Here is a 13,757-nt window from a genome sequence, read left to right on the forward strand (position 1 = left end):
TCTCTGTCTCGTAATTTAAAGTGAAGCAAGCACCGGCACCGGGCAGGCTTGCCCTTGTATTTGGTCTATACCGAGTACTGCCATTGGTATTCCGAGTATGTATATCTGCCAAATGTCTTTGCTCATTATAGTATAGCCTTGCTTGTTTGACAAGAAATACAACAGGCTTCTCCACCCTTGGACCTATAAAAAAGAAACTGCCCTATGCACCCTGTTGCAGGCATGCAGCGGACAGTTTCACTGACAGAGCGCTAACCATTCACAGATTGCTTGCTCCGCAGAGCCTGTGGATCGACAGTTAGGTACGGATCATTAATTAAGCCGGATATCTGGCCCATGTCTATGCCGAGAATTTGCGCGCATTCGTGGACATTGATGAACCCCCGCCGATATGCCGCAATTACTTTACGCTTGTCCATTATGCACCTCCATACATCATTAATACCTTTAGTATTGGAGAAGTTGGAAAACGATATACATCTCAGATTAAGCGCGGCGGCGGTAGAAGAACGTTTCTACGGATTCAAAATTGTATTGCGAGGGAGAGAATATCTGCTCTGTACTGCCTACGAAGAGCAATCCGCCCGGACGCAGCGCATCAGAAAATTTCTGATACAGCACATGCTTCGCTTCCTCGGTGAAATAGATCATGACATTGCGGCAAATAATAATATCAAACTGGCTGTCGAAGGAATCATGCAGCAGATTTTGCTGTTTGAACGTTATCATTTTTTTGAGTCCGTCGGCAACCGCTATTTGGTCATGATCCTTCTTCACAAGATATTTACGGCTGTAAGCCCCAGGCACATCACGCACAGAGCGCTCTTGATACAACCCTTGGGCCGCTTTCTCAAGAACAATATTATCGAGATCTGTAGCCAAAATAGAGGTTCGATCCTGGGCTCCCAGCTCGGAGGCAATCATCGCTAGCGTATAGGGCTCTTCCCCCGTAGAACAGGCGGCGCTCCACAGCTTAATCCGGCCGCCGCCAGCAAGCACCTCCGGAAGAAACCGCTTCTCCATCGCCTCCCAGCGGCTCGGATTGCGCCAGAACTCGGACACATTAATGGTCATGCGATCCAGAAACTCATTCATAAGATTGCGGTCACGATCTATCGCTTCCCAGTAAGCGGCGAAGGTATCGTAGCCGTGTTTGAGACGGAGTGTCGTAAGGCGCCGCTTCATCTGGGCCTCTTTATACTGCGAGAGATCGATAGCAGTCTTCTCTTTAATCCGTTTCACAAAAAGCGTGAAGTCTGTGTCTTCCATCAGTGGCTCCTCCGATGATGATACTATATAAGTTGAACGATACAAATGATCAACCCGCCCGCTGCGCAAGGGGAATGCTCTTACGATCGCTGTTGTTCCCGGAATTCTTGAATTAAGGTGTTTATGATGTGGAATTCCGGGAACAAAGGCGAGCGCTGACGCTTCTCCAGAATCATTCCCTTGCTCCGCTCCGTTGTTCTTTCTTACGTTCAACTTATACTAGATTGGATTGTAATTAGATCCAGCGTTGAATCGTTTGAACATATTGAATCAGTTCATGCTCGGAGAAGAAAATGCCGATTTCCCGCTGTGCGCTCTCTGGAGAATCCGAGCCATGAATGAGATTAAAATTCGTATGTACCGCATAATCGGAGCGGATCGTGCCAGGAGCAGCGTCGATCGCGTTCGTCTTGCCGATTAGTGCACGAGCTAATGCGATTACATTATCCCCCTGCCACACCATGGCGAATACCGGGCCGGAGGTAATGAAATCAACAAGCGGCGGATAGAACGGTTTGCCTACATGTTCCGCGTAATGCTTCTCGGCCAGTTCAGGCGTAATTTGCAGCAGCTTGGCCGCTACCAGTTGCAGCCCTTTGCGCTCAAACCGCGACAAAATCTCCCCGATCAACCCACGCTGCACACCATCCGGCTTCACCATCAAAAACGTTCTTTCCATTGAAGTTACCTCCTTAAGAGTTTTGCGAGCCTTGCTGATATGACAGCTAGACGTCATATCAAGAAAAACTCACTACGCAAGCATAAGCCAAGTTTTTGCGAGCCTTGCTGATCATCGTAAGCATAGGCTTACAATTGACGATCCACGCACTTGCGAGAATGAGCAGCATTCGAGCAAGTGACATTCCATAAGCGTCCGCGAAGAAAAAGGCAAGCTAAAATATTGTAAACCTAGATATGACAAATAATCCGAAAGTCATATCCAAACATTACCCCAAAAATAAGCGGGGTGGAAGAGAGGACAGCGGAGCGGGTGGAATCGTTCTGGAGAAGCGTTAGCGTTCGCCTTTGTCACTGGATTTCCACAGCTAGATCATTTATACAATGAAGAAATCCAGGGACAACAGCGATCGGAAGAATGATCCACGCGCGCAGCGTTGTCTTTTCCTCCAAGAAGAATGATCCACGCCCGCAGCGTCATCTTTCTCTCTCCCGCTTAATAGCTCCGCTTAGACACAAACCGCGCAATATCCGTCAAGCTTTTCTTAGCGGGAATGTTTGGCAGTTGATTCAGCGCGGCAATCGCCTTGGCGATATAGCGGCTAACCAAATCTTCAGCAATAGCGATGCCGCCGCTCTTACGTATTATGTTCAACACCGTATTCGTTTCCCCTGCTCCATCCGACTCGCGAATTTTATTAATTTCGTTTAAGAGCCCGTCGCGGAGGGCGGGTTCTTGAAGAGCGAGGAGCACAGGCAATGTTATATTGCCTTGGCGGATATCTGAGCCTGGAGGCTTGCCGATCTGCTTCTCCGTGCCAAGCAGGTCAAGCAGGTCATCGCCAATCTGATAGGCCATGCCCACATTATAACCGAACCGGTACAATTGATTCGCGATTGTGCGATTCGCATCGGAAGCGACTGCTCCTAGCTGGCAGCTGATCGCGATCAGCAGAGCCGTCTTGCGCCGAATCCGCCGCAAATAATTGCGGATTGACTGCTCTGTATTAAAGAAATCGCGGATCTGCTCCATTTCGCCAACGCACATTTGCACCATCGCCTTGGACAAGATCTGATGAACAAGCGGATTGCGCAGCTCCGTTGCTACTGTGAGCGCTTTACCGTATATGTAGTCACCGGTGTACATAGCGATCCGGTTGTCCCACTTGGACTTGACTGTGAGCTGGCCGCGGCGCGTCTGCGCATTGTCGATCACATCGTCATGCACAAGCGAAGCCATATGAATGAGCTCCAGCGGAACCGCGATGCGCTCCAGCACATCCAGACGGTAATCGCCGAATTTGCCGGCAAGCAGCACAAAAACAGGACGAATCCGTTTTCCTCCTGCTTTCAGCAAATGAGTCGACGTTTCGCTCAGAAGCGCATGATCCGATGTGACACTGCGTGCCAGCTCACGCTCGATGACATCAAGGTCACCTTTCATTTTCGCATATAAATCGAGTAGTTTCATTCGTTCACCCGTATGGCCGTATTCTCTATAAAAAATTGCATGCGAACTTCATGACGAAGCAACCGCAGCTGCTGCGCATAGTCAAAGTAAAGCTTCAAGCCTGCTTGCTCCTCTGAACCGAAATCATAGGACAGCTCTTGAAAATAACGATCCCAATAGCCGCTCTCGCCGCCAAGCTGACGGCAGGCCTGATCGATAAGCGGCCCGCGGTCCTTCAAGCTCTTCCGTTTGCTCTCGCTCAATGCACGCAGTACGGCTGCAACCTCTTGGGGCCGCTCCGCCGCCGTTTCCCTGCGCACAGCGAATAGGGCGAATGTCATGCCATAGCCTGTCCAACGCTGCCACAGCTCGCCGAGGTCAATAACCGTGAGACCCCTGTCCTGCCATGAGGCCTGAATCGCAGGATCGCCTATAAGAAGCGCCCCATCAGCATGCTGAAGCATGGAATCAAGATCCGGCTCCATCGTTACATAGGAAGGATTCGCGCCATAATGGAGCGACATAATTATTTTCAATAAATTAATAGATGTGGCGGAAGTGGCCGTTAAAGCAATTGTGCCTTGCAGCACCCGTTCTAACGGCTCCTTCATAAATAATAAAATGGAATTCACACGCCCCTTGGCGCTTACGGACAAATCCGGCAGGAGCAAATAGTCATCTGCATGTTCCGCATAGGCGAATGAAGACATCGCTGTGATATCCACTTCTCCCCGCTTCATTGCTCCATTAAGCGCCGACGGCACCCGTTTATCTATAATAAAGCGGTCGCCAGGCAGCATCTGTTCTGCGTAATGAAAAATCGGCCAAACGTTAGCGTAATCAATTCGTCCGATGGTGATCGGGCGGTGTAGCCCCATCCTGCTCATCTCCCCATCTTCTGTACAAATCATGATCGAGCGGCAATTGATCCAGCACCTTGCCCACAAGAAAATTAACAATATCATTCAGCGATTGAGGCCCATAGTAAAAGGCTGGCATTGCCGGAACCAGCTTTACTCCGAGCCTTGCAAGTGTCAGCATATTCTCCAAATGAATCGCATGCAGCGGTGTTTCGCGCGGGACAAGCACCAGCTTGCGCCCTTCTTTTAGCATAACATCAGCGGCACGAGTCATCAAATCATCAGAGATTCCATGCGCGATTGAAGCCAATGTTCCCATGGAGCAAGGCATGACAATCATCCCTTCCACCCGGAACGAACCGCTTGCGATAGACGCCCCGATATCCGCATTGGGATGGAAGATCAGTCTGCCTGAAGATAGATGATCCTTAAACTCCGCTTCGAGAGCAGCCTGACGCCGGGAGGTCTCCCAGCCAAGCTCCTCCTTCAGCACCCGCCAGCCCGCTTCTGTAACAATAAGGTGGACATCGATATCCATAGCCAACAGCACATGTATGAGCCGAGTGCCATATACGGAGCCGCTCGCTCCTGTAATTCCTACAACCCAACGCTTCCGGACTGCAGCTCCCGTCGAGTCTACCATTGGCGCAGCACCACCAAATCCAGCAGCGAGCTGGCGAAGATTACCATACTAAGAACGCCGTTCATTGTAAAAAAGGCCGTCTGAACCCGCGTCATATCCGCTTTCTTCACAAGCCAATGCTCATAGAATAGAATCACTGCCGCCGCTGCTGTTCCGAGCAGATAGCCCCAGCTCAGATCCGTCATCCAGAACAAGGCCAGGAATCCCACTGCCGTAACCGCGTGGAAACAGCGAGCAATCCAGAGCGCTCCCATCAGCCCGAAGCGGGCTGGAATGGAGTAAACGCCTTCCTTGCGGTCAAATTCGAAATCCTGGCAAGCATAGATAATGTCGAAGCCCGCAATCCAGAGCGCTACCGAACCATACAGCAGCCATGCCGAGAGGTCAAAAGCACCGGTAATGGCTACCCACCCGCCAAGCGGAGCAAGTCCGATCGTCAGACCAAGAAAAACATGGCATAGCCATGTAAACCGCTTCGTGTAGGAATAAAGCACAAGCATAATGACAGCGACCGGCATCAGCTTCATGCAGATCGGATCCAGTCTGGAAGAAGCAACGAACAGAAGAACGAAGGATACCGCAATGAACAAGAACACTTCACCAGCGCGAAGCAGCCCGGCAGGAATCGCCCGTTTCTCTGTGCGCGGGTTCTTCTTGTCAATGGCACTGTCGATGACCCGGTTCAATCCCATTGCAGCGCTTCTTGCGCCAACCATGGCCAGTATAATCCAACCGATCTCGCCCCATTGCGGCAGACGCTTCTCCATGACGACTGCACCAAGCAGTGCGCCCATGAAGGCAAATGGAAGCGCAAAAATCGTATGTTCAAATTTGATCATTTCCAGAAAAATTTTAATTTTGCGAATCATGCTCCGTCCGTTCCCTTCGTCCCGATATGCAAGGCGGCAATTCCACCTGTTAGCGGATAAGCGCATACATTGCGTAATCCGATCTCCCGGTATATTTCTGCCAGCTGGTTCAAATCCGGAAACGTCTTGAGCGATTCAGGAAGCCACTTGTACTGCTCGTGGCGTTTGGCGAACAATTTGCCAAGCAGCGGCAGTATGCGTTCAAAATAGAAATAATAAACCGCTTTGAACGGCTGCCACATCGGCTTGGACAGCTCCAGACAGACAACTTGTCCGCCAGGCTTGACTACGCGCATCATCTCCTGCAATACCTGCTTCAGATCCGGCACATTGCGCAGTGCGAAGCCAATCGTCGCATAGTCGAAGCGATTGTCCTCGAACGGCAGAGCCATGGCGTTGCCTTGCACAAGCGTAATTTGCTCCTGCAGCTTCTCTTTGTCTACCTTCTGCTTGCCGTAGTTCAGCATGTTCTGGCTGAAATCCAGCCCGACCATCTCCCCTGTGCCGCTGGAACGCGCGAGCGCAATCGTCCAATCGCATGTGCCGCAGCAAATATCGATGGCCGTTGCGCCCGGTTTGACGTCCATTTTGTTCATTGCAAATTTTCGCCATGCTTTATGTCTGCGCATACTGAGCAGATTATTCATCATATCATATTTGGGAGCTACGCTCTCGAACACCTCGTGGACAAACTGCTCCTTGGATTTGGCATTCATTGGATGTCACCTTCTCTCGTTAAGGACCGAAGCCGCAGGAATTAGAGGGCGCAGAAATACGTCCCCGATTTGCATGAGCTCGCGCACGAGCTTGTCTGATTCAAGTCTCGAAGCGACTGCTTGAACGTGGTCAACCGACTTCTTCAGCTGATCAGCGAGCTGGCTGCGAATATTGTACTTGACCAGCAGGGAGGGAATGAACGCCGGCTCGCCGCTCTTCTCGGCCAGCTTGCGCTTCTCCTCATCACTACCCTCATGGAGAACATGCCAAAAACCCCAGCTGCCGTCGAAGCGCTCTGGCATATCGGTGCGGCTAAGCTCGTCCGCAACAACCTCGCATCTGCCTATTCCCTGCAGCAGCTCTGACCAAATACGCGCCACCCCGTCGTCCAGTATGCCGGTGAAGGCCTGGAACAATTCCGTCCTGAGCTGCACGCATTGATTCAGATAATCTTCTGCTGTCACCTTGAGCTGCTGCATCCGCGTGTACAAGTTCATTTTCAACCGGTTGACCTCGCAAATGCTGCTGCTGAGCCTGCGGATCATATCAACCTCGCCTGCCTGCGACAGCAGTTGGTAGAAGCGGCTGCTGAAGTAATCGCCTGCCAGCACCTTGAGCTGCCGGGACCGCATTTCGCGCTCCGACACATGGCCGGACTCGGAATCAATCATCTCATGCGTATCCATGCCCAATTGAACAAGTGAGGCTGCCAGCGAATATAGCTCTATGCTGGGCTGCGGTGTCCGCTGATTGGCCAAAAAAGCGAAGAGCAGCCGAATCCTTGAATCAGGGAAGGCCGGCAGCTCTGTGTACGTTTGTATCATATCGTATTCCACGTACTTCTTAGCAATCTCTGGTATTCTATAAGATTTCATTAGGTCAAGCCTCCGGACGGATCAGCGAAAGTCTAGCTGTTCTACAATCTAAATTATTATAGCATTTTGTTTACCGTTTCGCTACAGATCTCATTGCAATCGGCTGCTTCCGATATCTGAGAATAACAGCCTCAGACGCCCTCGCCAAAGAGGATCTGTAAAGGGATTTTCGTCATTCAGACCCATCACTCCCTCTGCAAGCCATTGATCTGAACGCCTCGCATCTGCCGCCGCGAGCATGCGCAAATCCGCTGACCGGCTTGCTCTTTCATCCTCTGCGTGAGCGCTTCCCTGCAAGGTATCGATAGTCTCCATGTAACGAATGAGCACCCTGTTCACATTGCTTGTTCGCATGAACGCCAGATGCAGGAGTCGCTGCATATCGCCAGCCCATACGCGTGAATTGTCCCGCGCGGCGTCAACGGACAAATCTACTGACAGCACCGCCTGCTTCCAGTCGACTTTTATGATTTTGAGCTGAAGCTGCAAGCCGAGCATATGATCAACCAGATTATCCGAGCTGAGTCTGATAAGCGGCGCAGAACGAAAGACCGCCAGATCGCTATCCACCGCTGCATCGCGGCCCTTCATATGCGGCAGCACCGATAAGGAAACTGTAATTGCCGCTGTCACTGCCGAAGCAAGGAGAATCCTCCTCCAAACGGACATCAAGCATCTCCTCCGCAAGAAGAATGTCCTACTTCTAACAGTGTATATAAAAAAAAGCAGGCTATGCCTGCTTTCGATCAATTAGTCTTCGGTATCGATGACACCGTGCTTGGTCATAACCGTAGCTTTGCCGCGAATCTTGATAGCTGAGGTATGATCGGTGAATTGCGCAATGAGCACTTCGCCCTTGTCGAGCTTCTCGGTATGGTGGAACTTGGTATCCTGTCCGCGAGTCAGACCGATTACTTGCACACCTTGCGACTTGGCTTTAACTACGATGTATTCATTCTGAGCGTCCTTCATATGTTGTCATCTCCCTTCGCTATCGTTGATGAAAAAACTGCCTCCCGAACGGCTATGCTCAGGACGGCAGTTATGCTGGCCATATAATGGTCGGGTGTACCGGATTTGAACTGGCGACCTCTACCACCCCAAGGTAGCGCTCTACCAAGCTGAGCTAACACCCGATATCATTCGTTCTCCTGCTGCCTCTTCATGATAATAATGACAATTGCCCGAGAACCGCAATGACCAGTCTACTGGATTTCCATAGTGATGTCAATACAGATTTGTTATGAAAAACGCCCGAATGCGCAGAGGCATCCGGACGTTATCGGCGGCATATGCCGTGACTTATTTGGAGCAAAGGTCTTTCAGCGATTTACCCGCTTTAAACGTAGGGATTTTGCTCGCTGGGATGTCGATCTCCTGACCCGTTTGCGGATTGCGTCCTTTACGAGCTTCGCGGCTCTTCACCTCGAAGTTTCCGAATCCGACCAGTTGCACTTTATCACCGCTTTGCAGCGCGTCGGAGACGGCGTCAAAAACGGCATCAACCGCTTTCGATGCGTCTTTCTTGGAAAGGTCAGTCAATTCGGCTACTTTCGCAATCAGTTCCGTTTTGTTCAATTCTTTCACCTCCCCTGACAGCATCTCATGAGTACATCATTATCATTCTGTTTTACCGAAACCTGAGAATTTATACCTGCAGGCTCTGCGTAAACGATATCGCCTCATAGTCAGGACAACGAGTGTTTGCCGCTCTCGTTCATCAGAATGTGGATAAGTTTGTAACTCCTTCATGCTGAACATGAACAGATTTATAGTAATACAGTGAAAATAGAATTTCAAGGGCCTTAGGAAGTTTTAAAGCGCTGCAGCCCGGTTTTTATTGTTTTTTGCGGTTCAAATGAATGAAAGTAACCGCTAAAGCGAGCACCAGCACGCTTCCCTTGACAATATCGTTTGTATAGTATTGCAGGTTCATCATCGTCATTCCGTTCAACAGAACACCGATCAGAACCGCGCCGAAGAACGTCCCGATCACGTTCGGCTTGCCCGCACCCAGCACCGAATATCCGACAAAAACAGCGGCAACGGACTCCATGAGCAGCGAGGCTCCTGCATCGACCTGCCCTGTCCCTACCCGGGCCGCGAACAGAATGCCGCCAATAGCAGCAAACACTCCAGATGCCACATAGGCCGCTGTGCGGATTCTTTTTACACGTACGCCGGATAATCTTGCTGCTTCTTCATTGCCGCCTGTCATCGCCATCTGACGGCCATATTTCGTATAGGTGAAGAACAGATGCACGAGAACAACGGCAATGATCATCAGAATGACCGGAACGGGTATCCCGAGCCATTTGCCTTGTCCCAGCCACAGGAATGATTCATCGAAGGTTCCCGGCGCTGTCGTGCCATCAGTCAGCTGCATATTATTATAGATGGAATAGCCTTTTGTAAACGTTTTGTGAACACCTGCCACAATATACATAATTGCCAGTGTAGCTAACAGATCTGGAATGCGTATGCGGACGATGAGAAGCGAGTTGATAAGCCCGACGATCGCCCCCAGTACAAGCGGTAAAATAATAACGACATACAGCGGCTGCTCATACCATACCATTAACGCCGCAGCTACGACCGTAGTCAGCGATACTGTCGAGCCCACTGACAAATCGAAGCCATCCACCGTCAAAGAGAATGTCACGCCGATAGCAACAAACGTCACAATCGAGATCGACCGCAATATATCCGTCAGATTGCCGTAGGTGAAGAAATTTTCATTCCATAGTGAGAAAAATAGTATAACAAAAGCAATAATCATCAAGGATCCATATCTGAATGTAAAGTCCATCGCCTTGCTCTTCATCCGTTAACCTCCCCGCCACCGCTGGCATATAAAAGCAGCTGCTCTTGCGTCGCTTCCTCGCGCAGGAATGAACCCGCAAGCCGGCCATCGCACATAACCAATATGCGGTCGGCAATGCCCATCGCCTCTGTAAATTCACAGGTCAGGTAGACGATCGCTTTCCCCTGCTCTGCCAACTGGCCTATAATGCGAAAAATATCGCTTTTTGCTCCAATATCGACACCTTTTGTCGGTTCATCGAACACAAATACAGCAACATCCGTTGACAGCCATTTGCCAATAGATACTTTCTGCTGGTTGCCTCCGCTTAGGTACATCGTCTGCAGCGCGGGAGAAGAGGTCTTAATGCCAAGCCGCTCAATGATAGAGGCTGCATTCCTGGTTTCTCTCTGCTTGGAGATAAATCCGAGCCGCGTCAGCGTCTTGAGAATCGGCAGGCTCAGGTTGCGCCCTACAGATTCCGATACAAGAATGCCCTGCTTGCGCCGCTCCTCAGGAACAAGCGCAATTCCGCCTGCTATCGCGCTCGCAGGATCGGATAAATCCAACTGGCGACCGTAAACACGGACGTCCCCGGAATCCTTCTTGTCCGCCCCGAACAGCAGCCGGGACAGCTCCGTCTTGCCGGCTCCCACGAGCCCTACAATTGCGACAATTTCTCCGGCTCTCACCTCAAAGCTTACATCACGGACGTAGCGGGCGCGGGACAGCTTGGATACGGTAAGCACCGTACTGCCGATGACCGCATCCGTTTTCGGATATTCCTCAGCAAAGCTGCGGCCTAGCATCTCCCTGACAACCTCTTCGATATCCGTGTGCTGCGTCTCCGCAGTCATTACACGCCGCCCATCGCGCATCACAGTTATACGGTCACACATTCTAAACACTTCAGGCAGCCGATGAGTAATGAAAATACAGCCGATGCCGTTATTCTTCAACTGCTGCATGACACCGAACAACCGCTCGGCCTCATCAAGGCTGAGCGGTGCAGTCGGCTCGTCAAATATGACATACCTCGCTTGCTCCGTCAGAAGACGGGCAATGAGGACAAGCTGCTTCTCAGCAAGTGTGAGCTCGCTGACACGCTTGCGCACCGGAATATGGGCTCCAAGCTGTGATAGAACAGACTCCGCTTCCCGGTGCAGACTGCCCCAACGCAGCCATCCCTTGCCGCCAGGCGCTGAGATGCGGTCCAGCATCACATTCTCCGTCACGGTAAGCTGAGGCACCAAGGCAGTATCAACTTCCTGATAGACGCAGTGAATGCCGTTTGCCTTGGCATCAGCCGGCGTGCGTATCGCCGCCGTTCCGCCGTCGATTACAATGTCGCCAGAATCATTGGTATACGCGCCGGATAATATTTTCATCAATGTGCTCTTGCCTGCCCCATTAGCACCCAGAAGAGCATGAATCTCACCTGGCCGAACTTCAAAATCAACTCCGCTAAGCGCAGGAACTCCGGCGAAAGACTTGCCAATGTTGCGCATATTCAGCCCTTTGCTGGCCTTTGCCACTCGCGCACCTCCTACAGTAATGCGTCATGCGAAACTTAGGATGCGGGCAATCACATGAAGTGATTGCCCGCATCCTGTTCCTGTGCGTTATTATTATTTGGCAGCTTCTAGCTCTTTCAGCCAATCCGTGTAACCCTGCTCGCTGTTGCCCCAACCTTCGACATATTCATTCAGCTTCGTCGTGCTTACCGTTTCCGGCGGCTTAGGCAGCGCATCTCTGTGAACAAACACAGGATTCAGAACAACAACATCATCGGTTTTGTCACCGTGGAATTTCTGGTATAGATAACGAACCTGCACACGGCCGATATCCTTAGGATCAACAGCTGCGGATGCAACCCATGGATTCGCCGGATCTTGAATCATTTGCAAGTCCTCATCGCTCATGTCGATTCCGTATACTTTAATTTCTGTGCGGCCTGCTTGCTGAATGGCACGTGCTGCACCCTTGGCAAATTCATCCCATGCGGTCCATACTGCAGTAATGTCACCTTTGTTCGGATATTTGGTCAGAATAGCTTCCATTTGAGCTTGTGTATCCAATGCCGGATTGTTCGCATTGCCGAATGCGGCAATTTCTTTAATGTCCGGATATTTCGCTTGGAATGCGTTGTACGCAAGCTGACGGCGCTCCATCGGTGCGAAGCCGGCTACCCATACTTTAACGATAGACCCTTTGCCGCCCGCATCCTTGGCAAGCTCTTCAAGCGTCATTTCTGCCATCTTCTGATCATCCTGCTGCAGAACAGTTACGCCAGGCACTTTAATATCAGCATCGAAGACGACGACAGGAATATTTTTCTCCACAGCGCGCTTCACGCCTGGTTCCAATGCCCCTGCTTGTCCATGGTCGATCAGAATGCCGTCAAAGCCCTGATTGATCGCAGCGTCAAGATTGGACACCATCTTGCCGAGATCGTTGTCAGAAGCGAAAACTTGCACCTCTCCGCCCAGCTTGCCGGCCTGCTCCTTAACCCCTTCAATATATTGAGCCGAGAATGTTCCCGTATTAAATTGCATAATAAGTGCGATTTTCTTCCCCTTGAGCGAAGTCAGTCCGGCTTGAGCATCATCGTTCGTCTCTGCCGCACTTCCAGTGTTTCCTTCCCCACTCTTGTTCTCAGATTGCTTATTGCCACAAGCAGCAACGACTAGCAATACAGCTGCAAGCACAAAAATAAGCGATAGTTTTCCCCATTGTTTCATCGTGTTGTTCCCCCTGTATCAATTATAAGTGAATGATCTATGATAATAGTATCATCTTTTCCTAGTATGTCAATCGGAATTAATTTATTAATGTCGATTTTAGTCGAAATTAATAGTATTATGTCGAACAAACATAACTGCCATTATAAAAGTCCGCCCCCACAATTGCAACCTCTTTACGCGGGTTTCCAAGTTGTGGCATACTTGCAGACACGCTGTTCCGCCGCATTTATAGGTTACGGATCTCCCGGCACTCATTTCAGCTAGCTAGCTTGGCAGCAGACTTGGTTATCAAACCGCAAACAGCTACACAGTACTGTGACTCCACGAGAGAGTATCTGAATCCAGACAATTATCTCCTCATATTCATATTCACATTCACCCATACTCATACTCACGCTCTTGCTCTTGCTCTTGCTCTTGCTCTTGCTCTTGCTCATCTCATACTGGCGTTCCCCGCATACACACTGTCAAAACAATGCCAACCTCAAAGCTACCTTACCCTTACAAAAGAACGTCGAAGCATCATAAACGCTTCAAGCGCTGCTTACGCAAACTGCATGAGCTGTCCTCCTCCTCTAGCAAGCAAACTACCACCATCATTACAGCATATTTCACTTATCCAGCTCACACCTGCTCTCCTACCAATAATGAAATCATTTCACAATAGTGAAATCTTAACGCGGATGCTGTCCATAACAACGGCTGCCATGTTCTGCGTTCCGCCTGGCTACTCACTCGCGGCTGGCATTGTCTCGACTAGCAGTATGCGGTGTGCAGCGTGCGGTATGCTTTGTGCGGTGTAATAAAGGTATTGCTGCTGGTCTCATTGCTGCAGGAAAAAAGGAAGCC

15 protein-coding genes and 1 tRNA gene are annotated in these 13,757 nt (G+C 50.5%); all 16 read right to left on the reverse strand.

The features are described from left to right. Positions 1-251: 251 nt before the first annotated feature. Positions 252-419 carry a hypothetical protein gene (locus K0T92_RS01620; RefSeq protein WP_219870671.1) on the reverse strand — a complete coding sequence of 56 codons (168 nt, stop codon included), beginning with the start codon at positions 417-419 and terminating at the stop codon, positions 252-254. 67 nt (positions 420-486) lie between these two features. Beyond that, complete coding sequence (locus K0T92_RS01625) at positions 487-1,269, reverse strand: CheR family methyltransferase (RefSeq protein ID WP_219870672.1); 783 nt, start codon at positions 1,267-1,269, stop codon at positions 487-489. Positions 1,270-1,504: 235 nt separating this feature from the next. Then, positions 1,505-1,948, reverse strand: coding sequence for a nucleoside-diphosphate kinase (gene ndk / locus K0T92_RS01630; protein ID WP_219870673.1), 444 nt, complete (start codon positions 1,946-1,948; stop codon positions 1,505-1,507). A gap of 495 nt (positions 1,949-2,443) precedes the next feature. Next, a complete protein-coding gene (gene hepT / locus K0T92_RS01635; RefSeq protein WP_219870674.1) occupies positions 2,444-3,418 on the reverse strand; it encodes a heptaprenyl diphosphate synthase component II in 975 nt (324 codons plus the stop codon). Further along, positions 3,415-4,275, reverse strand: coding sequence for a menaquinone biosynthesis protein (locus K0T92_RS01640; protein ID WP_219870675.1), 861 nt, complete (start codon positions 4,273-4,275; stop codon positions 3,415-3,417). The genes hepT and K0T92_RS01640 overlap by 4 nt, the downstream gene beginning before the upstream one ends. Then, positions 4,238-4,900: a UbiX family flavin prenyltransferase gene (locus K0T92_RS01645; protein WP_219870676.1), complete on the reverse strand. Its 663-nt coding sequence runs from the start codon at positions 4,898-4,900 to the stop codon at positions 4,238-4,240. The genes K0T92_RS01640 and K0T92_RS01645 overlap by 38 nt, the downstream gene beginning before the upstream one ends. Further along, positions 4,894-5,769: a UbiA-like polyprenyltransferase gene (locus K0T92_RS01650; protein ID WP_219870677.1), complete on the reverse strand. Its 876-nt coding sequence runs from the start codon at positions 5,767-5,769 to the stop codon at positions 4,894-4,896. The genes K0T92_RS01645 and K0T92_RS01650 overlap by 7 nt, the downstream gene beginning before the upstream one ends. Then, entirely contained in the window at positions 5,766-6,485 is a 720-nt protein-coding gene (locus K0T92_RS01655) for a demethylmenaquinone methyltransferase (protein ID WP_219870678.1), read from the reverse strand. The genes K0T92_RS01650 and K0T92_RS01655 overlap by 4 nt, the downstream gene beginning before the upstream one ends. Before the next feature lie 6 nt (positions 6,486-6,491). Further along, a complete protein-coding gene (locus tag K0T92_RS01660) occupies positions 6,492-7,361 on the reverse strand; it encodes a heptaprenyl diphosphate synthase component 1 (RefSeq protein WP_219870679.1) in 870 nt (289 codons plus the stop codon). 90 nt (positions 7,362-7,451) lie between these two features. After that, positions 7,452-8,030 (reverse strand): hypothetical protein, encoded by a 579-nt coding sequence (locus K0T92_RS01665; RefSeq protein WP_219870680.1) that lies wholly within the window; start codon positions 8,028-8,030, stop codon positions 7,452-7,454. 81 nt (positions 8,031-8,111) lie between these two features. Then, positions 8,112-8,333 (reverse strand): trp RNA-binding attenuation protein MtrB, encoded by a 222-nt coding sequence (mtrB, locus tag K0T92_RS01670; RefSeq protein ID WP_219870681.1) that lies wholly within the window; start codon positions 8,331-8,333, stop codon positions 8,112-8,114. A gap of 87 nt (positions 8,334-8,420) precedes the next feature. Continuing rightward, positions 8,421-8,497, reverse strand: a tRNA-Pro gene (locus tag K0T92_RS01675). Between the two features lie 166 nt (positions 8,498-8,663). Continuing rightward, entirely contained in the window at positions 8,664-8,939 is a 276-nt protein-coding gene (locus tag K0T92_RS01680) for an HU family DNA-binding protein (protein ID WP_219870682.1), read from the reverse strand. Between the two features lie 259 nt (positions 8,940-9,198). Next, a complete protein-coding gene (locus K0T92_RS01685) occupies positions 9,199-10,185 on the reverse strand; it encodes an ABC transporter permease (protein WP_219870683.1) in 987 nt (328 codons plus the stop codon). Continuing rightward, the gene (locus K0T92_RS01690) at positions 10,182-11,672 is read right to left on the reverse strand and encodes a sugar ABC transporter ATP-binding protein (RefSeq protein ID WP_219871163.1); all 1,491 of its coding nucleotides are present in this window, start codon (positions 11,670-11,672) and stop codon (positions 10,182-10,184) included. Before K0T92_RS01690 ends, K0T92_RS01685 begins: the two co-directional genes overlap by 4 nt. Before the next feature lie 120 nt (positions 11,673-11,792). Then, a complete protein-coding gene (locus tag K0T92_RS01695) occupies positions 11,793-12,905 on the reverse strand; it encodes a sugar ABC transporter substrate-binding protein (RefSeq protein WP_219870684.1) in 1,113 nt (370 codons plus the stop codon). Positions 12,906-13,757 lie beyond the last annotated feature (852 nt).

It is taken from the genome of Paenibacillus oenotherae, from assembly GCF_019443105.1.
Classification (GTDB): Bacteria; Bacillota; Bacilli; order Paenibacillales; family Paenibacillaceae; genus Paenibacillus_Z; species Paenibacillus_Z oenotherae.